Annotated in this window: 19 protein-coding genes; 8 read left to right on the top strand and 11 right to left on the bottom strand. The window is 73.7% G+C overall.

Annotated elements, in window-relative coordinates; all coding sequences use genetic code 11:
• Nucleotides 1–90: 90 nt before the first annotated feature.
• The 7 genes from V2S66_RS12225 (at nucleotide 91) to pssA (ending at nucleotide 8,157) form a co-directional block, all read left to right on the top strand.
• Entirely contained in the window at nucleotides 91–879 is a 789-nt protein-coding gene (locus tag V2S66_RS12225; RefSeq protein ID WP_330794647.1) for a TetR family transcriptional regulator, read from the top strand.
• A 460-nt stretch (nucleotides 880–1,339) separates the two neighbouring features.
• On the top strand, nucleotides 1,340–2,677 hold the full coding sequence (ccrA, locus tag V2S66_RS12220; RefSeq protein WP_330794646.1) for a crotonyl-CoA carboxylase/reductase: 1,338 nt from the start codon (nucleotides 1,340–1,342) through the stop codon (nucleotides 2,675–2,677).
• Nucleotides 2,677–4,695 (top strand): protein meaA, encoded by a 2,019-nt coding sequence (locus V2S66_RS12215; protein ID WP_330794645.1) that lies wholly within the window; start codon nucleotides 2,677–2,679, stop codon nucleotides 4,693–4,695. Before ccrA ends, V2S66_RS12215 begins: the two co-directional genes overlap by 1 nt.
• A gap of 1 nt (nucleotide 4,696) precedes the next feature.
• Nucleotides 4,697–5,218 (top strand): MaoC family dehydratase, encoded by a 522-nt coding sequence (locus V2S66_RS12210; protein ID WP_330794644.1) that lies wholly within the window; start codon nucleotides 4,697–4,699, stop codon nucleotides 5,216–5,218.
• Between the two features lies 1 nt (nucleotide 5,219).
• Nucleotides 5,220–6,434, top strand: a complete 1,215-nt coding sequence (locus tag V2S66_RS12205) for an acyl-CoA dehydrogenase family protein (protein ID WP_330794643.1) — start codon at nucleotides 5,220–5,222, stop codon at nucleotides 6,432–6,434.
• Between the two features lie 195 nt (nucleotides 6,435–6,629).
• Nucleotides 6,630–7,286: a phosphatidylserine decarboxylase gene (locus tag V2S66_RS12200; protein WP_330794642.1), complete on the top strand. Its 657-nt coding sequence runs from the start codon at nucleotides 6,630–6,632 to the stop codon at nucleotides 7,284–7,286.
• Nucleotides 7,273–8,157 carry a CDP-diacylglycerol--serine O-phosphatidyltransferase gene (gene pssA, locus V2S66_RS12195; RefSeq protein ID WP_413966365.1) on the top strand — a complete coding sequence of 295 codons (885 nt, stop codon included), beginning with the start codon at nucleotides 7,273–7,275 and terminating at the stop codon, nucleotides 8,155–8,157. Before V2S66_RS12200 ends, pssA begins: the two co-directional genes overlap by 14 nt.
• Before the next feature lie 112 nt (nucleotides 8,158–8,269).
• Here the strand turns inward: pssA and V2S66_RS12190 are convergent, their stop codons facing one another.
• The 3 genes from V2S66_RS12190 to V2S66_RS12180 all read right to left on the bottom strand — a co-directional run bounded on the left by V2S66_RS12190 (nucleotide 8,270) and on the right by V2S66_RS12180 (nucleotide 10,477).
• Nucleotides 8,270–9,415, bottom strand: coding sequence for a glycerate kinase (locus V2S66_RS12190; protein ID WP_413966364.1), 1,146 nt, complete (start codon nucleotides 9,413–9,415; stop codon nucleotides 8,270–8,272).
• A gap of 92 nt (nucleotides 9,416–9,507) precedes the next feature.
• Nucleotides 9,508–9,999: an NUDIX hydrolase gene (locus V2S66_RS12185; RefSeq protein WP_330794641.1), complete on the bottom strand. Its 492-nt coding sequence runs from the start codon at nucleotides 9,997–9,999 to the stop codon at nucleotides 9,508–9,510.
• Between the two features lie 10 nt (nucleotides 10,000–10,009).
• Entirely contained in the window at nucleotides 10,010–10,477 is a 468-nt protein-coding gene (locus V2S66_RS12180) for an SCP2 sterol-binding domain-containing protein (protein ID WP_330794640.1), read from the bottom strand.
• A gap of 113 nt (nucleotides 10,478–10,590) precedes the next feature.
• Here V2S66_RS12180 and V2S66_RS12175 point away from each other — a divergent pair, with 113 nt between their 5' ends.
• A complete protein-coding gene (locus V2S66_RS12175) occupies nucleotides 10,591–11,418 on the top strand; it encodes a nucleotidyltransferase domain-containing protein (RefSeq protein ID WP_330794691.1) in 828 nt (275 codons plus the stop codon).
• A gap of 136 nt (nucleotides 11,419–11,554) precedes the next feature.
• Here the strand turns inward: V2S66_RS12175 and V2S66_RS12170 are convergent, their stop codons facing one another.
• From V2S66_RS12170 to V2S66_RS12135, 8 genes are all read right to left on the bottom strand, one after another.
• Nucleotides 11,555–12,976, bottom strand: a complete 1,422-nt coding sequence (locus V2S66_RS12170) for a phytoene desaturase family protein (protein ID WP_330794690.1) — start codon at nucleotides 12,974–12,976, stop codon at nucleotides 11,555–11,557.
• Nucleotides 12,977–12,987: 11 nt separating this feature from the next.
• Nucleotides 12,988–13,989, bottom strand: coding sequence for an inositol monophosphatase family protein (locus V2S66_RS12165; protein WP_330794639.1), 1,002 nt, complete (start codon nucleotides 13,987–13,989; stop codon nucleotides 12,988–12,990).
• Nucleotides 13,990–14,001: 12 nt separating this feature from the next.
• On the bottom strand, nucleotides 14,002–15,558 hold the full coding sequence (locus V2S66_RS12160) for an NCS1 family nucleobase:cation symporter-1 (protein WP_330794638.1): 1,557 nt from the start codon (nucleotides 15,556–15,558) through the stop codon (nucleotides 14,002–14,004).
• 19 nt (nucleotides 15,559–15,577) lie between these two features.
• A complete protein-coding gene (locus tag V2S66_RS12155; protein ID WP_330794637.1) occupies nucleotides 15,578–16,591 on the bottom strand; it encodes a TIGR03842 family LLM class F420-dependent oxidoreductase in 1,014 nt (337 codons plus the stop codon).
• A gap of 46 nt (nucleotides 16,592–16,637) precedes the next feature.
• The gene (hydA, locus tag V2S66_RS12150) at nucleotides 16,638–18,059 is read right to left on the bottom strand and encodes a dihydropyrimidinase (protein ID WP_330794636.1); all 1,422 of its coding nucleotides are present in this window, start codon (nucleotides 18,057–18,059) and stop codon (nucleotides 16,638–16,640) included.
• On the bottom strand, nucleotides 18,056–19,411 hold the full coding sequence (locus tag V2S66_RS12145) for an aspartate aminotransferase family protein (RefSeq protein WP_330794635.1): 1,356 nt from the start codon (nucleotides 19,409–19,411) through the stop codon (nucleotides 18,056–18,058). The genes hydA and V2S66_RS12145 overlap by 4 nt, the downstream gene beginning before the upstream one ends.
• Before the next feature lie 4 nt (nucleotides 19,412–19,415).
• A complete protein-coding gene (locus V2S66_RS12140; RefSeq protein ID WP_330794634.1) occupies nucleotides 19,416–20,258 on the bottom strand; it encodes a nitrilase-related carbon-nitrogen hydrolase in 843 nt (280 codons plus the stop codon).
• A gap of 172 nt (nucleotides 20,259–20,430) precedes the next feature.
• On the bottom strand, nucleotides 20,431–22,719 hold the full coding sequence (locus V2S66_RS12135; protein WP_330794633.1) for a hypothetical protein: 2,289 nt from the start codon (nucleotides 22,717–22,719) through the stop codon (nucleotides 20,431–20,433).
• Between the last annotated feature and the right edge of the window lie 53 nt (nucleotides 22,720–22,772).

Below are 22,772 nucleotides of genomic sequence, written 5' to 3'. Positions count from 1 at the left end.
GCGGGCCGGGGACGGCCGGTCCGGCCGGCGGGATGGGGCGGTTTGCCGCCTGCCGCCGGTCGGGCCGCCCCGCCGTGTTACGTTCCCCACATGCCCCAGTCCGTGAAGTCCGACGTCCCCGAGACCGCGAGCGGCCGCCGTGCGGCCGCGCAGCGCCACCGTGTGCGACAGGACCTCGCGGCGGCGGCGATGCAGCTCTTCGCGAGCCAGGGGTACGAGGCCACCACCGTCGACGAGATCGCGGCCAAGGCCGGTGTCGCCCGGCGCACCTTCTTCCGGCACTTCCGGTCCAAGGAAGAGGCGATCTTCCCCGACCACGACGACACCCTGGTCCGGGTGCAGGCCGTGCTGGACTCCGCCGACCCGCGCGAGCACCCGCTGGACACCGTCTGCCGCGGCATCACCGAGGTGCTGCGGATGTACGCGCAGCTGCCCGAGGTGTCGGTGGAGCGCTACCGGCTGACCCGTGAGGTGCCGACGCTGCGCGAGCGGGAGATCGCCTCGGTGGCCCGCTACGAGCGGCTGTTCACCCGCTATCTGCTGGGCCACTTCGACGAGGGCGCCCATCGCGACGGTGACGACGACCCGCTGCTCGCGGAGGTCGCCGCCTCCGCGGTGGTCGCGGCCCACAACCATGTGCTGCGGCGCTGGCTGCGCGGCGGCGGCAAGGGCGACGTGGAGACCCAGCTCGAGCACGCCTTCGAGGTCATCAGGACGACCTTCGGCACCGGCATCGGCCCGGGGCGGATACCGTCACGGGCCGCGGCGGAGCCGGCGACGGTCTCCCGGCAGGGCGAGGTGGTGGTCGCGGTGGCCCGCACCGACGCCTCCCCCGCGGAGATCCTGCGCAGCATAGAAGAGGCGCTGCGCCGGTCCTGACCGGGCTCCCTCCACACCCCCGCCACCCCCTCCCCTGCCGTCGGCTGACGACGTCCTGACGGCAGTCCCCGCCGAGGTCTCCTCGGCGCCCCCGCGACAGCGGCCGCCCGGCTCTCCGGGCGGCCGCTGTTGCTCGTTTGCGGCCCCGGGGTGACACTTGAGGGAAATTATTGGCACGCAGTGTCTTTACGACTGGCACGCGGTGCCATACGGTATTCGAAGTCCGGACGGGCGGCGTGCGGTGATCCCCCGCACCCCGCGTGTCCCAGGGGCCCGACAGGCCCCGCGTCCGGACGCCTGCGTCACAGGCAGCAGTCCGCGCCACCAGCGCGGCTCCTTCACCGCTCCACCCCACGTCTTCGCCGAACCGACGACGGAACCGCCCTACCCACACCCGACCCCTGCGTCATGCACGGCGTCACCGCGAGACGCCGCAGACGCACCGCCGGAGGCGAGTCACATGAAGGAAATCCTGGACGCGATCCTCGCGCCGGACAGCGGCGCAGCCGACTTCGCTGCCCTGAAGCTGCCGGAGTCCTACCGCGCGGTCACCGTGCACAAGGACGAGGCCGAGATGTTCGCCGGCATCCCCAGCCGCGACAAGGACCCGCGCAAGTCACTGCACGTGGAGCAGGTGCCGCTGCCCGAACTCGGCCCCGGCGAGGCCCTGGTGGCCGTGATGGCCAGCTCGGTGAACTACAACTCGGTCTGGACCTCGATCTTCGAGCCCGTCTCCACCTTCGCCTTCCTGGAGCGGTACGGGCGGTTGTCGCCGCTGGCCAAGCGGCACGACCTGCCCTACCACGTGATCGGCTCGGACCTGGCCGGCGTGGTGCTGCGCACCGGCCCCGGAGTGAACAAGTGGCAGCCGGGCGACCGCGTGGTCGCCCACTGCCTCAGCGTGGAACTCGAATCGGCCGACGGCCACAACGACACCATGCTCGACCCCGAGCAGCGCATCTGGGGCTTCGAGACCAACTTCGGCGGCCTCGCCGAGATCGCCCTGGTCAAGTCCAACCAGCTGATGCCCAAACCCGCCCACCTCAGCTGGGAGGAAGCCGCCGCCCCCGGCCTGGTCAACTCCACCGCGTACCGCCAACTCGTCTCCCGCAACGGCGCCGCCATGAAGCAGGGCGACAACGTCCTGATCTGGGGCGCCAGCGGCGGCCTCGGCTCCTACGCCACCCAGTTCGCGCTGGCCGGCGGCGCCACCCCCATCTGCGTCGTCTCCAGCCCCCAGAAGGCCGAGATCTGCCGGAAGATGGGCGCCGAGGCCATCATCGACCGCACCGCCGAGGACTACCGCTTCTGGCGCGACGAACACACCCAGGACCCCCGCGAGTGGAAGCGCCTCGGCGCCCGCATCCGCGACCTGACCGGAGGCGAGGACGTCGACATCGTCTTCGAACACCCCGGCCGCGAGACCTTCGGCGCCTCCGTCTACGTCACCCGCAAGGGCGGCACCATCGTCACCTGCGCCTCCACCTCCGGCTACACCCACGAGTACGACAACCGCTACCTGTGGATGAGCCTGAAGCGCATCGTCGGCTCCCACTTCGCCAACTACCGGGAAGCCTGGGAAGCCAACCGCCTCATCGCCAAGGGCAGGATCCACCCCACCCTCTCCCGCACCTACACCCTCACCGACACCGGACAGGCCGCCTACGACGTCCACCGCAACCTCCACCAGGGCAAGGTCGGCGTCCTCGCCCTCGCCCCGCAGGAGGGCATGGGTGTCACCGACCCCGAACTGCGCGCCCGGCACCTCCCCGCCATCAACCGCTTCAGGAACGCGTGATGACTCCTGGAGCCGCCCGCCGGGAGCGGGACCGCCCCTGGCTCATGCGGACGTATGCGGGGCACTCGACCGCGGAGGCGTCCAACGAGCTGTACCGGCGGAATCTGGCGAAGGGGCAGACCGGTCTGTCGGTGGCCTTCGACCTGCCGACGCAGACCGGCTACGACCCGGACCACGTGCTGGCCCGCGGCGAGGTCGGCCGGGTCGGCGTGCCGGTGGCCCATCTCGGCGACATGCGGCGGCTGTTCCAGGACATTCCGCTGACGCGGATGAACACCTCGATGACCATCAACGCCACCGCGATGTGGCTGCTGGCGCTCTACCAGGTGGTCGCCGAGGAGCAGGGGATGGACGAGGAGGCCGTCGCCGCGCTGCAGGGGACGACGCAGAACGACATCGTCAAGGAGTACCTGTCCCGCGGCACGCACGTCTTCCCGCCCGGCCCCTCGCTGCGGCTGACGACGGACATGATCACGTACACCGTCAACCACATCCCCAAGTGGAACCCGATCAACATCTGCAGCTACCACCTCCAGGAGGCCGGCGCGACGCCGGTGCAGGAGATCGCCTACGCGATGTCCACCGCGATCGCCGTGCTGGACGCGGTGTTCGCCTCCGGGCAGGTGCCGCGGGAGCGCAGGGGCGAGGTGGTGGCGCGGATCTCCTTCTTCGTCAACGCCGGGGTCAGGTTCGTCGAGGAGATGTGCAAGATGCGCGCCTTCGGCCGGATCTGGGACACCCTGACCCGGGAGCGGTACGGCGTCGAGGACGCCCGGCAGCGGCGCTTCCGGTACGGCGTGCAGGTCAACTCGCTGGGCCTGACCGAGGCGCAGCCGGAGAACAACGTCCAGCGGATCGTGCTGGAGATGCTGGCCGTGACGCTGTCGAAGGACGCCCGCGCCCGCGCGGTGCAGCTGCCCGCCTGGAACGAGGCGCTGGGCCTGCCCCGGCCCTGGGACCAGCAGTGGAGCCTGCGCATCCAGCAGGTGCTGGCGCACGAGAGCGACCTGCTGGAGTACGAGGACCTCTTCGCCGGCTCGCACGTCGTCGAGGCGAAGGTCGCCGAGCTGGTGGCGCAGGCCACCGCCGAGATGGCGCACATCCAGGAGCTGGGCGGCGCGATGGCGGCCGTGGAGTCCGGCTACCTGAAGTCGCAGCTGGTGTCCTCGCACGCCGAGCGGCGGGCCAGGATCGAGTCGGGCGAGGAGAAGATCGTCGGCGTCAACGTCTACGAGACCACCGAGCCCAATCCGCTGACCGCCGACCTGGACACCGCGATCATGACGGTGGACCCGGCGAACGAGGCGCGGGTGGTGGCGTCTCTGCACGACTGGCGGGTGGCCAGGGACGAGCAGCGGGCGCAGAAGGCGCTGTCCCGGCTGCGCTCGGACGCGGCGGGTGACGAGAACCTGATGGGCGCCACCCTGGAGTGCGCGCGGGCCGGGGTGACGACCGGCGAGTGGTCGTGGGCGCTGCGTGACGTCTTCGGCGAGTTCCGCGCGCCGACCGGCGTGAGCAGCGCGCCGGTGGCGGTGGCCGCCGCGGAGGGCAGCCCGATGGCGGAGGTGCGCGGCAGGGTCGCGCGGACCGCCGCCGAGCTGGGCGGCGGCCGGCTGCGGCTGCTGGTCGGCAAGCCGGGCCTGGACGGGCACTCCAACGGCGCCGAGCAGATCGCGGTGCGCGCCCGCGACGCCGGTTTCGAGGTGGTCTACCAGGGGATCAGGCTGACACCCGAGCAGATCGTCTCGGCGGCGGTCGCCGAGGACGTGCACTGCGTGGGTCTGTCGATCCTCTCCGGGTCGCATGCGGCCCTGGTGCCCGACGTGCTGGCGCGGATGCGCAGGGCCGGGGTGGACGAGGTGCCGGTGGTGGTCGGCGGGATCATTCCGGCGGCGGACGCCAAGGACCTGCGGGAGGCGGGCGTGGCGGCCGTGTTCACCCCGAAGGACTTCGGTATCACCGAGATCATCGGCCGGATCGTGGACGAGATCCGGCTCGCGAACAAGCTGGAGGTATGACGTGCAGTTCGGGCGCACCTATGAGGAGTTCGAGATCGGTGCGATCTACAAGCACTGGCCGGGAAAGACCGTCACGGAATACGACGACCATCTTTTCTGCCTCCTCACCATGAACCACCACCCGCTCCACCTCGACGCCCACTACGCGGAGCACACCACCGACTTCGGCCGGAACGTGGTGGTCGGCAACTACGTGTACTCGCTGCTGCTCGGCATGTCGGTGCCGGACGTCTCCGGCAAGGCGATCGCGAATCTGGAGATCGAGTCGCTGCGGCACGTCGCGCCGACCTTCCACGGCGACACCGTCTACGGCGAGACGACGGTGCTGGACAAGCGCCCCTCGAAGTCCAGGAACGACCGCGGCATCGTCCAGGTGGAGACCCGCGGCTACAAGCAGGACGGCACCCTGGTCTGCGTCTTCCGCCGCAAGGTGATGGTCCCGACCGCCGCGTACATCGACGAGCGGGGCGGGGAGCAGCCCGGCCGCCCGCAGCCGGCCACCGACTCCCGGGGAGGGAACTGACATGGCCAACCGCCTCGCGCAGACCGACGGGCTGACCGAGATCCAGCAGGAGATCCTGGCCACCGTCCGCTCCTTCGTGGACAAGGAGATCCTGCCGGTCGCCACCGAACTCGAGCACCGCGACGAATACCCCACGGAGATCGTCGAGGGGCTGAAGGAACTCGGCATCTTCGGCCTGATGATCCCGGAGGAGTACGGCGGTCTCGGCGAGTCGCTGCTGACCTATGCGCTGACCGTGGAGGAGATCGCCCGCGGCTGGATGAGCGTGTCGGGGATCATCAACACGCATTTCATCGTGGCGTACATGATCAAGCAGCACGGCACCCGGGAGCAGAAGGACTACTTCCTGCCGCGGATGGCCACCGGCGAGGTGCGCGGCGCCTTCTCGATGTCCGAGCCGGGCCTGGGCTCCGACGTCTCGGCGATCCGCACCAAGGGCGTGCGCGAGGGCGACGCGTACGTGGTCAACGGCCAGAAGATGTGGCTGACCAACGGCGGTTCCTCGAACCTCGTCGCGGTGCTGTGCAGGACCGACGAGGGGCAGCCGCAGGACGCGCCGCCGCACCGCTCGATGACCACCTTCCTGATCGAGAAGGAGCCCGGCTTCGGCGCGAATCCCAAGGTCTCCGGGCTGACCGTGCCCGGCAAGATCGACAAGATGGGGTACAAGGGCGTCGACACCACCGAGCTGATCCTGGAGGACGTCCGGGTTCCCGCGGACCGGGTGCTGGGCGGGGCCGGCGGCCGCGGTTTCTACCAGATGATGGACGGCGTCGAGGTGGGCCGGGTGAACGTGGCCGCCCGCGGCTGCGGCGTCGCGCGGCGCGCCTTCGAGCTGGGCGTCTCCTACGCGCAGCAGCGGCACACCTTCGGCAAGCCGATCGCGGAGCACCAGGCGATCCAGTTCAAGCTGGCCGAGATGGCCACGAAGGTGGAGGCCGCGCACCTGATGATGGTGAACGCGGCCCGCAGGAAGGACTCGGGTCAGCGCAACGACCTGGAGGCCGGCATGGCGAAGTATCTGGCCGCCGAGTTCTGCAAGGAGGTCGTGGAGGACGCCTTTCGCATCCACGGGGGCTACGGTTTCTCCAAGGAGTACGAGATCGAGCGCCTCTACCGTGAGGCGCCGATGCTGCTGATCGGCGAGGGGACCGCCGAGATCCAGAAAATGATCATCGGTAGAAGGCTGCTGGAGGAATATCGCATCCAGGGATGAATGTCCGGATTCCTCCCTGATTGTCACTGAATTTTTCGAGGCGAACGTCACACTCCGTCATCGATGGAGGCACCGGAACCAGCCATCGACTCGCCCCCGAGCTTGCCGAGTTGCCGGTGTCAGCCGATACCATCGAACCAAAGCCGCCGTCCCCTGAAGCATCTCGCGGCATCCTCCCCGCTACGAAGGTCTTCCATGCCCCACAGCAATTCCTCTGCACCTCGCGACAGCCTTGCCGGCGTACGGCTCGCGCGCGGAGCGTCGCCGTGGCTCCTGCCGACCGTGGCCACCGCCGCGGTCAGCCTCGCCAGAGCGCGCCGCTCCGGACGCTGGGCCGCGGTGGCCGTTCCCGCCACCGCCCTCGCGGCCGGCATGCTGTGGTTCTTCCGCGACCCCGAGCGGGAGATCTCGGAGGGCCGGGTGATCTCCCCGGCCGACGGCGTGGTGCAGAGCATCATGCCGTGGAAGGACGGACGCACCCGCGTCGCGATCTTCATGAGCCCGCTGAACGTCCACGTGAACCGTGCCCCGCTGGCGGGCACGATCAGCTCCGTCGAGCACATCCCCGGCGGCTACGTCCCGGCGTTCAACAAGGAGAGCGAGAACAACGAGCGGGTGGTCTGGCACTTCGACACCGAGATCGGCGACGTCGAGGTGATCCAGATCGCCGGCGCGGTGGCGCGCCGGATCGTGCCGTACGTGCCAAGGGGCTGCAAGGTCGAGCAGGGCGACCGGATCGGGCTGATCCGCTTCGGCTCCCGGGTCGACGTGTACCTGCCGGAGGGCATCGAGCCCGGCGTCGAGGTCGGGCAGAACACCACGGCTGGGGTGACTCGCCTTGACCGTGCTTGAGCCCGACAGGTCCCACACCGGCCACGCCGGACAGTCGAACTGGGTGAGCGAGCTGGAGGAGGAGGTCGCCGACCTCCCGCTGTCCACCCGGCTCTCCATCGCCGACGCGCTGACCCTGGGCAACGCGATCTGCGGCTTCATGGCCGTGTACTTCACCACCACCGGCGTGCTGGTGCCGCACCTGATGGGCACCGGCGACGGCGGGATGTCCCGGCACAGCGCGGCCAGCGCGGTCACGCTGATGCTGATGGCCTCGGTCTTCGACCTCTTCGACGGTCTCGTGGCCCGCAAGCTGCGCAGCTCCGCGATGGGCGCCGAGCTGGACAACCTCTCCGACCTGATCAGCTTCGGCCTCGCGCCGGCGTACTTCGTGGTCGTGTGGGGACTGGTCACCGACGACGCGCACGGCAAGATCGCGGCGCTGGCCGCGGTGCTCGTGGTGCTCGCGGTGGTGCTCCGGCTGGCCCGCTTCTCCTGCACCACGCTGCGTGACGGGGTCTTCCAGGGCATGCCCAGCCCCTTCGGGGCGATGACCGTGGTCTCGCTGGTCCTGCTCGAGCTGCCCTTCGTGCCGACCGTGATCGCGATCGTCGGCGTGGCCTGGCTCATGGTGAGCCGGGTGGAGTACCCCAAGCCGCGTGGCCGCCTCGCGCTGGCGACCTTCTGCTGGACGCTGGTCAGCATGGGATGCCTGGCCGCGTGGTCCCTCGGGGTCCCGGGCGGCCACCAGCTGCTCCAGGCGGGCTGCGCCCTCCAGTGCACGGCCGCCGCGGTCATCCCCTGCTTCGCGACCACCCGCCGGGTCAACACCTTCCGGGCGGCCCGCCGCGAGTCCCGCGCCGAGGTCCTCGCGGACTCCAGCCCGCGCTGACCCCCGCCCTGCCCGTACGGCCCGGCCCCCGTTCCGCCACCAGGCGGCCGGGGGCCGGGCCGTTTCCGTGCCGTGCCCGGCCTCGCCAGACCAGGCAGGGCCGGGGGCCGGTTCAGCTCAGGTGGTCGTGGGCCAGCGCCGCCGCGGCCCGGCGTAGCAGCGGGCCGGCGTTCGCCATGGAGCGGGCGGGGTCGGCTTCGAGGTCGGCCAGCGCGTAGGCGCCGCCGATGCCGGCGGCGGCCAGCTCGGCGGCGGACAGCGCCAGGCGGCCGCACACCGCGAGCACGGGGACGCCGCGGGCGCGGGCCGCCGAGGCCACCCCGACCGGCGCCTTGCCGTGCAGGGTCTGCGCGTCGAGCGAGCCCTCGCCGGTGATGACCAGATCGGCGTGCTCCAGCGCGGCGGCGAAGCCGAGGACCTCCAGCAGCACCTCGATGCCGGGCCTGAAGGCCGCTCCGAGGCCGACCAGGGCGCCGTAGCCGATACCGCCCGCCGCGCCCGCTCCGGGCGCCTGGGCGGCGTCCACGTCGCCCAGCACCTGCGCGTAGCGGGTCAGCGCCGCGTCGAGCGCGGCCACGTCCTGCGCGGTCGCGCCCTTCTGCGGCCCGTAGACCGCCGCCGCGCCCTTCGGCCCGACCAGCGGGTTGTCCACATCGCTGGCGAGCACGATCCGCGCGCCCGCCAGCCGCGCGTCGAGCCCGGACAGGTCGGCGGCGGCCAGGCCGGCGAGCGCGCCGCCGCCGGGCGCCACCGGGACGCCGTCGGCGTCCAGCAGCCGCGCCCCGAGGGCGGAGAGCATCCCCGCGCCGCCGTCGTTGGTGGCGCTGCCGCCGACGCCCAGCACGATCGTGCGGGCGCCGGCCTCCAGCGCGGCCCGCAGCAGCTCGCCGGTGCCGTACGTGGTGGCGGTCAGCGGCGCGAAGACCCCGGGCGGCAGGTGCCGCAGCCCGGACGCCTCGGCCATCTCGACCACCGCGGTGTCCTCACGCAGCGCGAAGGCGGCCTCGACGGGCTCGCCGAGCGGCCCGGTGACGGTGACGGTGCGGCGCTCGAAGCCCGCGGCGACCGCCGCGTCGACGGTGCCGTCGCCGCCGTCGGCGACGGGCAGCGCCTCGACCGACAGGTCGGGCACGACCGTGCGCAGCCCCGCCGTGACATGCTCGGCGACCTGGACCGCGGTCAGCGAGCCCTTGAACTTGTCGGCGGCGATCAGCACCCGGGGCACCCGGGCCGTCGATTCGGTTGCAGCGTCGGACACGTGAATACTCCCCAGCCGAAAACGGAACGTCGCGCCGCTCGCGACCCTATCCCGGTGCGGGCCGCCGCCTCCTCGTCGGGGGTCGGGCGCGGTCAGCGGTGGTGGGGGACGTACCCGAGGTCGGGGGCGGGGTCGCGGGGACCGTGGGCGCGCAGGTCGGCGAGGAGCGCCGCCAGGCTCGGCGGCCACATCGCCTCGTCGGCGGCGGCCAGCTCCGGCGGCGTCCACCAGCGCGCGGAAAGGATGCCGTCGCCGGCGTGCGCGGCGGACAGGTCGCCGGCGAGCGGGCGGCGCGGGGCGTGCGCGACGTAGATGTGCTCGCGCTGGCGCACCGGCACGGTGCCGCGGGTGAAGTCGTGCTCCCAGGTGCACAGCAGCGGCCCCGGCTCGATGTCGCTCCAGCCCGTCTCCTCGCGGACCTCGCGCAGCGCGCCGGCGCGGGGCGTCTCGCCGGGTTCGAGGCCGCCGCCGGGCATCGCCCAGTGCACGCCCACCTCCGGGTTGTCGTAGCGCAGCAGCAGGACGGCGCCGGCCGGGTCCAGGACGGCGACCCGGGCGGCCCGGCGCGGCAGTCGTACCGTCACGGGGCCTCCCTCACGCCTTGGGGATGTCGAAGAAGTAGGTCAGGCCGCCCGCCAGCCGGATGTCGCCCTTGACCTTCAGCTTGCGGGTGAAGAAGAGGGTGGGGCCCGAGGCGTTGCCCGACACCAGCTTGAGGAAGTCGGGCGCGGCCATGGTGAGGCTGAGCTGCGGCGTGCGGTCGGTGCGCTCGGGGGTCACCGTGCAGGCGCCGCCGGCGATGTGCGTCTCGTAGACGTCGCCGCCCTCCTCGCCCTCGGCGATCCGCCAGCGGATCAGCGCGTCGCGGCTGCCGGCCGCCTCGGGCTTGAAGAGCGTCCGCATCCGGCCGAACACCTCGTCCAGCACCCGGCGGCGCTGCGGCCCGCTCATCAGCTCGGCGATGCGCCGGGCGCTCAGCCCCTTGACGATCCGTGCGAACTCGTTCGGCTCCACGGTGCCGAAGTCGAGTGTTTCCAGGTCGAGATCGTCGAGCGACGCCATGCCGGACCATCCTTACTTTCAAGTAAGTTTACTGATGGGTAAGCCTAGGTGGGCGCTCCCGCGCTGACAACCTGTACCTTCCGATCGTGGACGAGGACAGCTTGATACGGGAGATGGCCGCGGCGCTGACCGCGGTGGACGGTGTGGCCGGAGTGCTGCTCGGCGGCAGCAGGGCGCGCGGCGCGCACACACCGGAGTCGGACTGGGACCTCGGCGTCTACTACCGGGGAGCGGTCGACACCGCGGAACTGGCCGCGCTGGCCGCCCGGTTCACCGGCGCCCCGGTCGACGTCGCGGGACCCGGCGGGTGGGGGCCCTGGGTCGACGGCGGGGCGTGGCTCACCGTGGACGGCGCCGCGGTCGACTGGATCCTGCGCGACCTGGACCGGGTCAGGCGGATCTGGGAGCAGTGCCGCGCCGGCCACTACGAGATCGGGGTCCAGCCCGGCCACCCGCTCGGCTTCTGGTCGCCCTGCTACCCCGGCGAGGTCGCGCTCGGCCAGGTCCTCGCCGACCCCGGCGGGGAGCTGCGCGCCCTGCGCGCCGAGACCGCCGGCTACCCGGACGCGCTGCGCGCGGCCCTCGTCGAGGCGGCGTGGGAGGCGGAGTTCTGCGTCACGATCGCCCGCAAGTCGGCGAAGAGGGGGGACGTCACCCACGTCGCGCTCTGCCTCGCGCGGGCCTTCGGCGTCCTCGCGCAGAGCGTGCACGCCGAGGCGGGCGTCTGGTGTCTCAACGAGAAGGGGGCGGTGGCCGCGGCCGCGGCCCTGCCGTGCGCGCCGCCCGATTTCGCCGCCCGTGTCGCGGCGGTTCTCGGCCGCCTCGGCGCGCAGGGCGCCGCGCTCGTCTCCGCGGTGGACGCCGCCGGTGTGCTGGTCGCCGAGACCCGCACCCTGCTCGCTGCCGCGAGCACCCCCCGTCCGTCCGCACCCCCCACCTGACCCCCGGGCTCCGCCCGGACCCCGGGCCGCGCCCCGCCAGGGGCGCGGGGAACGGCGCGAGCAGCCACCCACCGGACGGTGGTCCGGGAACGACCGCAACAGGCCCCTGCGGGCCGGGGCGAGCCGCGGGGGGGGTTCAGGCTCGGGTGGACGCCGCGCGGCGGAGATGGCGGAGGACGGCGCGAGCCGCATTGTGGCCGCTCATGCCGTGCACGCCGGGGCCCGGCGGGGTGGCGGAGGAGCAGAGGAAGACCCCCGGGCGGCGGGTCGCGTAGGGGATGGCCGCGAGCCGCGGCCTCAGCACGCTCTGGAGGCCGGAGAACGCCCCGCAGGCGATGTCGCCGCCGACGTAGTTGGCGTTGCGGGAGGCGAGTTCCGCGGGGCCGGTCACCGCGCGGGCGAGCACCCGGTCGCGGAACCCCGGCGCGAACCGCTCGATCTGCCGCTCCACCGCGTCCGTCGCGTTGCCGTGCCAGCCGTGCGGCACATGCCCGTACGCCCAGAACACGTGCTTGCCCTCGGGCGCCCGGGAGGGGTCGACCAGGCTGGGCTGGGTGGTGATCAGGAACGGGGTCTGCGGCGGCCGCCCGGTCACCGCGCGGTTCAGCGCGTCGCCGATCTCGGCGTACGTCGGTCCGACGTGCACCGTGCCGGCCCGCCGGGCGTCCGGCGAGGTCCACGGGACGGGCCCGTCGAGCGCGTAGTCGATCTTGAACACCGAGGCGCCGTAGCGGTAGCCGCGGTACGCGTCGCCGAGGGAGGCGATCCGCGCCAGCGCGGTGGGCGAGGTGTCGAAGACGTAGGCCCTGGCCGGCGGCAGCTCGTCGAGCTTGCGCACGGTGACGCCGGTGGCGATGGTGCCGCCCAGTTCGCGCAGGTAGCCGGCGAGGGCGTCGGAGATCGCCTGGGAGCCGCCCCTGGCGACCGGCCAGCCGCGTTCGTGCGCGGCCAGCGCGAACATCATCGCCATCGCCCCGGTGAACGGCTCGGTCAGCCGGGAGATCGCGTGCCCGGCGAGGCCCGCGAACAGCGCCCGCCCCTTGGGGTCCTGGAAGCGCCGGGCGAGCAGCGCGACCGGCGGCGTGCCGGTGATCCCGAACCGCACGAAGCGGTAGGGGTCGCGCGGCAGCCCGGACCACGGCGGCCGGAAGAAGTCCGCGGCGATCGCGTTCCAGTGGCCGGTGTAGGGCGCGAACAGCTTGCGGTAGGTGCCCGCGTCGCGTGGGCCGAGCGAGGCGGCGGTCTGTCCGACGGTGCGGCCGAGCACCGCCGCGGTGCCGTCGGGGAAGGGGTGCGCCATCGGGATCTCCGGCTGCAGCCACTCCAGGCCGTGCCGGGCCAGCGGCAGCGCGCGGAAGGCGGGCGAGCCGATGCCGAAGGGGTGCACGGCCGCGCACGGGTCGTGCCGGAAGCCGGGCAGCGTCAGCTCCTCGGTGCGGGCTCCGCCGCCGATCGTCTCCGCGGCCTCGTAGACCTGCACCGACAGTCCCGCGCGGGCGAGTTCGGCCGCGGCCGTCAGCCCGTTGGGTCCCGCGCCGACGACCACCGCGTCGGCCACCACCGCCCGGCTCACCGCTCCTCACCTCCGCCGGCCCCGGCGCCGTGGGCGTCCGCGAGGAGCGCGGGCGCGGGGCCTGCGCCGGGCTCCCCGGTGAGGACCGCCGCGACGCGCGCGGCGGTGGCGGCGTTCCTGGCCGCCGTGAAGGGCAGTTCGTTGCCGCCCGCGACGCGGAACGGCTCGCCGCCCGCGGTCAGGCTGGCGCCGCCCGCCTCGGTGACCAGCAGCAGTCCGGCCGCGTGGTCCCAGGGCAGCTCCCAGAAGAACGCGACGCCGTCGCTCGCGCCGCGCGCCACGTCCAGGTAGGCGAGCCCGGCGCAGCCGCACGGCGTGCACACCGCGCCGGCCGCTTCCAGCTGCGCCAGACGGGCGCGTTCGGTGCCGGTGCGGTAGACCGGGCTGGAGGTCCACAGCCGCACCGGGCCCGGCCCGGTCGCGGTGTGCAGCGGCCGCCCGTCGAGGTGCGCGCCGCCGCCGCGCCGGGCGGTCGCGAACAGGCCGCGGCGCGGCGCGTAGGTCCAGGACGCGACTGGTTCGCCGTCGCTGACCAGCGCGACCATCATCGCGAAGCCGTCCTCGCCGCGGACGAACGCGGCGGTGCCGTCGACCGGGTCGATCACCCAGACCGGGGCGTCGCCCTGCAGCCTGCCGAGCACGCCGGGGTCGGCGCTGACCGCCTCCTCGCCGACCACGACGGAGCCGGGGAGGAGGGCGGTCAGCCGCTGCGTGAGGCGTTCCTCGGCGAGCCGGTCGGCGGTGGTCACCAGGTCGTACGGGCCGGTCTTGACGGCGATGTCGCTGTCGGACAAGCGGCGCCAGCGCGGCAGCACCTCGGCGGCCGCGACCTCGCGGACCGCCTGCTCGACGGCCGCGAGCAGGTCGTCGTCGACGAACTGGGCGCCGGTCCGGCCGCTCCCGTCACCGCCGCCGGTCCCGCCGTCCGTGCCGGACGCGGCGCCCGGCCGCGCCGGCTCCGCGGCCGAACTCGTCCCCGCATCGACCTCGTTGCCCATGCCGCCATCCAATCAGCTTTTCCCGGCCGGCGAATCCCGGGTTTCGCGTACCGCGTCCGGCTGCGCGTCCTGCCGCCCCGCGGTGCGCATCAGCAGCACGTACAGCACCAGCGCGGAGCCCAGGCCCACCGCCCAGCCGTAGTCGGCGAGCGGTTGGAGGAACGGGATCAGGCCGCGCCGCGGGAAGGGGCCGGCGCCGGGCGCGGAGTACGAGCCGCCGACCGCGAGCAGCCCGCCGACGGCGAAGGCGGCCACCGCCCGCCAGTTCCATCCGCCGCGGTACCAGTAGCGGCCCGCCGGGTCGTACAGCTCCCCCAGGTGCAGCCGGGTGCGGCGGACGATCCAGTAGTCGGCGATGAGCACCCCGGCGACGGTGCCGAGGACGCCGCCGACCACGCCGAGCCAGGTGAAGATGTAGATCTGCGGGGTGGAGATCAGCTTCCAGGGGACCATCACCACGCCGAGGACGCCGGTGACCAGCGCGCCGGTGCGGAAGTTCACCAGCTTCGGCGCGAGGTGCGACAGGTCGTACGCGGGGGAGACGACGTTGGCCGCGATGTTGACCGAGATCGTGGCGATCAGCACGGTCAGCAGGGCGTAGAGCAGGCCGATGGTGCTGCCGCTCTTGGCGGTGAGCGCGACCGGGTCCCACAAGGTGGTGTCCTGGGTGCCGTAGACGGCCTGGGCGCCCGAGGTGACCAGCACCGACAGCAGGGCGAAGACGGTCATGGTGGTGGGCAGTCCGAGGGACTGGCCCCACGCCTGGGCGCGCTGTCCCGCGCCGAAGCGGGTGAAGTCGGGGATGTTGAGGGCGAGCGTGGACCAGAAGCCGATCATGCCCATCAGGGACGGGAAGAAGACCTTCCAGAAGTGGTGGCCCCAGCCGAGCCGGGACGGCTGGTCGAGCAGCGGGCCGAGGCCGCCGGCCTTCACCGATATCCAGATCAGCAGCACCACCGCGCCGACCAGGACGAAGGGCGCGGCCCAGTTCTCGAAGCGGCGCAGGGTGGCCATGCCGCGGGCGATGATCGCCAGTTCCAGCGCCCAGAACAGCACGAAGCACAGCCACAGCGGCCACGGGTAGCCGCCGACGCGGTGCGCGTCCGACCAGGTGCCGGGCAGGATGCGGTCCAGCAGCACGAAGATGCCCTGGCCGCCGATCCACGTCTGGATGCCGAACCAGCAGCAGGCGACCAGCGCGCGCACCATGGCGGGCAGGTTGGCGCCGCGCAGCCCGAAGGAGGCGCGGGCGAGCACCGGGAAGGGGATGCCGTAGCGGGGCCCCGCGTGGCCGGTGAGCAGCATCGGGACCAGCACGATGACGTTGGCCAGCGCGATGGTGAGCACGGCCTGCTTCCAGTCCATGCCGAGGGCGACCAGGCCGGAGGCCAGCGTCCAGGAGGGGATGTTGTGCGCCATCCCCACCCACAGCGCGGTGAAGTCGTAGGTGCCCCAGGTGCGGTCGGCGACCGGCACCGGGAGCAGGTCAGGGTTGGCGTAGGGGCCGGTGGGCGGGCCCGCGTCGGTGGGGAGTTCGACGCGGTCACCCGCGCTCGCGGCTATGGCCATGGGCACACCTCGTTTCCTGTCAGCGCAGAGCGGGGATGACGTGCTCGCCGTAGGCGTCGACGACCGCCGCCTTGGCGTCGTGCATGTCGTACACGGCGAACTGGTCGACGCCCAGGTCGCGCAGCGCCTTGAGCTTGGCGACGTGCGCGGCCGGCGGGCCGATCAGGCAGAAGCGGTCGACGATCTCGTCGGGGACGAACGCGGTGTCGGGGTTGCCCGCGCGGCCGTGGTGGGCGTAGTCGTAGCCCTGCCGCTGCTTGATGTACGCGGTCAGCTCCTCGGGGACCAGCGCGGAGTGCTCGCCGTAGCGCTCCACCAGGTCCGCGACGTGGTTGCCGACCATGCCGCCGAACCAGCGGCACTGCTCGCGGGCGTGCGCCAGCGCCTGCGGCGAGTCGTCCTCGGTGACGTAGGCGGGCGCGGCGACGCAGACGGTGACCGACGCGGGGTCGCGGCCTGCCTCCTCCGCGGCGGTGCGCACCGCCTTGACCATCCGCTCGGTGAGGTAGACGTCGGCCAGTTGCAGGATGAAGCCGTCGGCCTGCCGGCCGGCCATCGCCAGCGCCTTCGGCCCGTAGGCGGCCATCCACACCGGCAGGCTGCCGTCCGCCACCCAGGGCAGCCGCAGCGCGGCGCCGTCCACCTCGCTCTCCCGGCCCTCGGCCAGGTCGCGGATGGCGGTGATCGCCTCGCCGAGCCTGGCCAGGGTGTTCGGCGGCCGGCCCGCCACCCGCATCGCGGAGTCGCCGCGGCCGATGCCGCACACCGTGCGGTTGCCGTACATCGAGTTGAGGGTGGCGAAGGTGGAGGCGATCACCTCCCAGCTGCGGGTGCCGGGGTTGGTGACCATCGGGCCGACCACCAGGCGGTCGGTGTGGTCGAGGATCCTGCTGTGGATGACGAAGGGCTCCTGCCACAGCACGGTGGAGTCGAAGGTCCAGCCGTGGGTGAAGCCGTTGCGCTCGGCGCGGCGCATCAGGCTCACCACCTCCGAGGCGGGCGGGTCGGTCTGCAGGACGAGGCCGAAGTCCATGGCGCGACTCCTTCGGTACGGGTGCGGAACGCCGGGCAGGCGCCGCTCAGTCGAGGTAGCTGCAGGTGCCGCGGGGGGTGTAGCGGCCGTGCCCGGCGCGGCCGACGTACTGGCGGTGGTCGATCACCGGGACGCCGCGGGAGAGCACCGTCTCGACCCGGCCGGTCAGCCGCTTGCCCTCGTAGGCGCTGTAGTCGACGTTCATGTGGTGGTCCCGCGCGGTGACGGTGTACTCCGCGTGCGGGTCGTAGATCACCACGTCCGCGTCGGCGCCCGGGGCGAGGGTGCCCTTGCGCGGGTAGAGGCCGAACATCCGGGCGGGCGTGGCGCAGGCGATCTCGATCCAGCGGCGCCGGCTGATGTGCCCGTCCACCACCGCCTGGTGCAGCAGGTCCATCCGGTTCTCCACGCCGGGCAGGCCGTTGGGGATCTTGGAGAAGTCGCCGCGGCCCATCTCCTTCTGCCCGTTGAAGCAGAACGGGCAGTGGTCGGTGGAGACCACCTGGAGGTCGTTGGTGCGCAGGCCCTGCCAGAGGGCGGCCTGGTGCTCGCGCGGCCGCAGCGGGGTGCTGCACACGTACTTGGCGCCCTCGAAGTCGGGCTCCGCCAGGTTGTCGGTGGACAGGAAGAGGTACTGCGGGCAGGTCTCACCGAAGACCGGCAGGCCCAGGTCGCGGGCCGCGGCCAGTTCGGCGACGGCCTGCTGCGCGGAGACGTGCACGACGTACAGCGGGGCGCCGGCCACCCGGGCCAGCTGGATGGCGCGGTGGGTGGCCTCGGCCTCCAGCAGCGCGTGCCGCACCTCGCCGTGGTAGCGGGGGTCGGTCCTTCCCGCGGCGAGCGCCTGCTGCACCAGGACGTCGATGGCGATGCCGTTCTCCGCGTGCATCATCACCAGCCCGCCGTTGCCGGCGGCGCGCTGCATGGCCCGCAGGATCTTGCCGTCGTCGCTGTAGAAGACGCCGGGGTAGGCCATGAACATCTTGAAGCTGGTGACGCCCTCCTCGACCAGCACGTCCATCTCCTTGAGCGTGTGCTCGGTGACGTCGGAGACGATCATGTGGAAGCCGTAGTCGATGGCGCACTGCGCGTCGGCCTTCGCGTGCCAGGTGTCGAGTCCCGCGCGCAGCGACTGGCCGACGCTCTGGATGGCGAAGTCGACGATGGTGGTGGTGCCGCCCCAGGCGGCGGCCCGGGTGCCGGTCTCGAAGGTGTCGGCCGCGGTGGTGCCGCCGAACGGCATCTGCATGTGGGTGTGCGCGTCCACGCCGCCCGGGATGACGTACTTGCCGGTGGCGTCGATAACGGTGCCGGCGGTCCAGGCGGCCGCCGCGTCGCTGTCGTGCGCGGCGAGCGCCGCGATCCGGCCGCCCTCGATCAGCACGTCGGCGTGGATCTCGTCGGACGCGGTGACGACGAGCCCGCCGCGGACGACGGTGCGGGCGGCGGCGTGGGACGGTGCGGTCATGCGGTGGTCGCTCCTTCCATGGTGGCCTCGGCCTGCTTGAGGGCGGAGGCGAGGGCGTCGGCGCCTTCCTCGGCCTCGGCGACGGTCAGCGACAGCGGCGGCGCGATGCGCAGCGCGTTGCCCGCCCTGCCGCCCTTGCCGATCAGCAGGCCGTGCTCGCGGGCGGCCTCCAGGACCAGGCTCGCGGCGGTCGCGGAGGGGACGTCGCCGCCGGGCTCGACGAGTTCGACGCCGAGCATCAGGCCGCGGCCGCGGACCTCGCGCACGATGCCGGAGCCGGCCGCGACGGCGTCGAGCCGGGCCCTGAGCAGGCCGCCGACCCGGCGGGCGTTGCCCTGCAGGTCGTGGTCGACGAGGTAGCCGAGGTTGGCGAGCGCGCCCGCGGTGGTGATCGGGCTGCCGCCGAAGGTGGAGATGGAGTTGGCGGTCAGGCAGTTCATCACGTCGGCGCGGGCCACCACGCCGCCCATGGACATGCCGTTGCCGACGCCCTTGGCGAAGGTGAGGATGTCCGGCGGGCCGGCCTGGCCGTGCGCCTGCCAGCCCCAGAAGTGCTCGCCGGTGCGGCCCCAGCCGGTCTGCACCTCGTCGGTGATCCACAGGATGCCGTGCCGGTCCAGCACCTCCTTGAACGCGGCGAGCAGGCCGTCAGGTCCCGAGGTGAAACCGCCGACGCCCTGGATCGGTTCGGCGATCAGCGCGGCGACCGTGCCGTTGGCCTGCCCGAGCACGTCCTCCAGGTCGGCCACGCAGGCCGCGGTGAACTCCGCGTCGCTCAGGTGCGCGAAGGGCCCGCGGGTGCGCACCCCGCCGTGCACGTAGAGGGTCTGCAGCGGGGACAGGCTGGTCGGCGACCAGGAGCTGTTGCCGGTGATGCCGACCGAGGTGAAGGACCGCCCGTGGTAGCTGTTGCGCAGCGCCAGCACCTGGTTGGAGCCGCGGTGGACGGTGGCCAGCAGCAGGGCGGTGTCGTTGGCCTCGGTGCCGGAGGTGGTGAAGAAGACCCGGGCGTCGGGGATGCCGGACAGCCGGGCGATCCGCTCGGCCAGTTCGACGGCCTGGCTGCTGAGGTAGAGCGTCGAGCTGTGCAGGATCTTCCCGGCCTGCTCGGTGATCGCGGCGGTCACCTCGGGCAGCGCGTGCGCGGTCATGGTGGTGAGGATGCCGCCGAAGAAGTCCAGGTAGCGGCGGCCCTCGGCGTCCCAGACGTGCCGGCCCGCGCCGTGCGTCAGCTCGATCGGCCGGGCGTAGTAGGTGGCGAGCCAGTCGGGCAGCACCGCGCGGTGGCGGGCGTGCAGGGCGGCGTGCGCGGTCTCGGTCGCGGTGGCCGTGGCGGCGTCGGTGTCGGTCATCGGCTCACGCCTCCGTCAGGTCGCCGTACGCGTCCGGCCTGCGGTCGCGGTAGAAGGCCCAGGTCTGCCGGACCTCCTCGATCAGCCCGAAGTCGAGGTCCCGCACCAGCAGTTCCTCCTTGCTGTCGGAGGCGGTGCCGTCGACGAACTGGCCGCGCGGGTCGACGAAGTAGCTCGTGCCGTAGAAGTCGTTGTCGCCGTACGGCTCCTGGCCGACGCGGTTGATGGCGGCGACGAAGTACTCGTTGGCGACGGCGGCCGCGGGCTGCTCCAGCTGCCACAGGTGGGCGGACAGGCCGCGGCTGGTGGCGGAGGGGTTGAAGACCAGCTGCGCGCCGGCCAGGCCGAGGGCGCGCCAGCCCTCGGGGAAGTGCCGGTCGTAGCAGATGTAGACGCCGATCCGGCCCACCGCGGTGTCGAAGACCGGCCAGCCGAGGTTGCCGGGCTTGAAGTAGTACTTCTCCCAGAACCCCTTGACCTGCGGGATGTGGTGCTTGCGGTACTTGCCGAGGTAGGAGCCGTCGGCGTCGATCACGGCGGCGGTGTTGTAGTAGAAACCGGACTGCTCGATCTCGAACACCGGCACCACCACGACCATGCCGGTCTCCTGGGCGAGGGCCTGCATGCGGCGGACGGTCGGCCCGTCCGGCACCGGCTCGGCCCACCTGTAGTGCTCGGCCTCCTGGACCTGGCAGAAGTAGGGGGCGTTGAACACCTCCTGGAAGCCGATCACCTTCGCGCCCTGCGCCGCGGCGGCGCGGGCGTGCTCCTCGTGCTTGGCGATCATCGACTCGGTGTCGCCGGTCCAGGTGGCCTGGACCAGCGCAGCACGCACGACATTGCTCATGAGCAGCTCCTCTGACGTGGCAACGACACGTCGGTCTGGTTCTACGCACGTAGATCCCCGCCGTGGGACGAACGTAGAAGCGCAGTCACCACTGTGGCAAGAGTGCGGCCGTTACCGGCCGAAGACGTTTCGGTTTCACCCGCCGCAGACCCGTTCGGCGGCGCGCGCGCCGTCACGAGGCCGGCAGGCCGCCCCGGCGCAGCGCGGCGGCGACGTCGAGGCGCCGGGACTGCGAGATCCGGCCTGCCGCGTCGAGCAGCGGCGCGGTCAGCGCGGGGCGGGCGCGGGCCACCGCGACGGCCTCCTCCAGCGGCCGGGTGCGGGCGAGCGTCTCCAGCAGGTCGGCCGCCTCGGCGGGCCGGCCGGCCTCGCTGAGCAGGCCCGCCGTCGCGGCGAGTTCGGCGGCCGGCCGGGCCGCGGCCTGGTGCAGCAGCGTGCGGCACTCCGCGGCGCGGTCCTGGGCGCTCAGGGCCGCCGCCGCGGCGGCGAGCGCGGCAGGGGGCAGCGCCGCGGCCTCCCACAGCATCGTCGCCACGTCCGCGCTGAGACCCGCCCTCTCCAGCTCCCGCACCAGGTACGGCAGACGGTCGGCCGGACCGGTCGCGGCCTCGCACAGCAGCACGTACGCGGCCCCGGTGTGGCCCGCGGCGCGCAGCTCGCCCAGCCGGGCGGCGGCGGCGCGGGCCTCCTCGGTCCACCGCGGGTCGGTGGGCCGCGGCGCCTGCGGCGCGGCCGCCACCGGCGCACCGGCGAACCGGGCGCCGCGCGGCGCCGGCCCCGCGGCCGGCGTGGCGGAGGGCGCCGGGGTGGCCGCCGACTGCGGCGCCCCGGCGAACCGCGCGCCCCGCGGCGCCCGCACCCGCGCCCCGGCCTCGCCGTCCGCCCGGGCGGCGCGCGAACGCTGCACCTGAGCCCCCGCGAACCGGGCGCCGCGCGGAGCCGCCGCGGGCGCCTCCGACGCCTCGGGCTGCCCGCCCCACCCCGTGTCCGGCTCATGCCCGGCGTCGGGGCGCCCGTCCGGTCCGGGAACGGGGTCAGGGTCCCGAGCCCACCCGGATCCGGAGCCGCCCTGTCCGCGATCACCGGGGCGGTGTCCCCATCCGGGACCGGCGTCCGCCTCACGCCCGGCGTCGGGCCGCCCGTCCCACCCGGGGTCAGGGGCCTGCGCACGCCCGGCGTCGGGCCGACCGTCCCACCCGGGACGCGGAGCGCTCCCCCGCCGGACGTCCGGCCGTGCGTCCCAGCCGGGGGCGGCGTCCGTTCCGGCGTCGGGCCGCCCGTCCCACCCGGGGTCGGGGGCCTGCGCACGCCCGGCGTCGGGCCGCCCGTCCCACCCGGGACGCGGAGCGCTCCCCCGCCGGACGTCCGGCCGCTCCCAGCCGGGGGCGGTGGTGCCGCCCGGACCGGGGGCGGCACCTCGGTCACGCCCCAGGGCAGGGCTGCCTGCCGACCCTGCGGCGGCGTCCAGTTCACGCCCGGGGGCGGGCTGCCCGTCCCACCGGGGGCCTGCGTCCGGCTCACGCCCGGCGTCGGGCCGCCCGTCCCACCCGGGACGCGGAGCGCTCCCCCGCCGGACGTCCGGCCGTGCGTCCCAGCCGGGGACGGCGTCGGGCGGGCCGTCCCAGCCGGGACCCGGGTCGTTCTGGTGGGAGCCGGCGTGCCGGCCGGGGCCGGCGGCGCTGTCGCGCGCGCGCCCGGAGTCGGGCGGCTCCTCCCGGCGGGGGCCGGGGATCCGCTCGGGTCCGGCGTCGGTCCGACCGGACCAGCCGGGGCCCGGGGCGCTCCCGCGGCGGACGTCCGGCCGCTCCCAGCGGGTGGCGGGGCTGACGGCCGGGCCGGGGGCGGCGTCGGGCGTCCCTTCCCCGCCGGAGGCGGGCGGGGTGGTGAACCAGTCGTCCGGGGGCAGCCGGGACGCCGAGGCCGCGGCGGGGTGCGGGGGGAGGGCCCAGGAGGGGGTGTCGCGGGGGCGCGGCGAGAGGGCCGCGAGGCGGGACTGGAGGGCGGCGCGGCGGGCGGCGGCGCGCTCGCGGTCGTCGCGCGCCCAGGCGTGGACGGCGACCAGCCGCGCGGAGTCCGCGGACTGCGGCGCGGCGGCCGCCTCGTCGAGGGCGCGGACGGCGGCGCGCTCGCGCGACAGCGCCTGGTCGTGGGCGCGCACGGTCGCCTCCAGGCTGCGCCGCAGCGCGTGCTCCGCGCCGGGCACGGCGTCCCACGCGGCGACCGCCGCGGCGTGGAGCGCGGCGGCGCGGCTCTCCTGGGCGGGGTCCGGCGGCACTCCGCGCGCCGCGGCCAGATCGTGCAGCACGGCCCGGACGACGTCCCACGGCGGTATCTCGGCGCCGTCCTCGAACGCCCTGACGGCGCCCGGTTCCCGCGCGGCGAACACCCCGTACCAGCCCGGGTGCGCTCCCAGCGCGGCGACCAGTGACCGAAAGTAGCGGGTGAACTCCGTCGTCGTCACCACGGCATTGCACACCCGGAGTGTTACGGCGCTGCTACAGGGAGTTTACCGCA

The sequence above is a fragment of the Actinacidiphila polyblastidii genome, assembly GCF_036353415.1.
GTDB lineage: Bacteria > Actinomycetota > Actinomycetes > Streptomycetales > Streptomycetaceae > Actinacidiphila > Actinacidiphila polyblastidii.
Note: the sequence above shows the minus strand (reverse complement) of the source record. Positions and strands in the feature narration are given on the sequence as shown.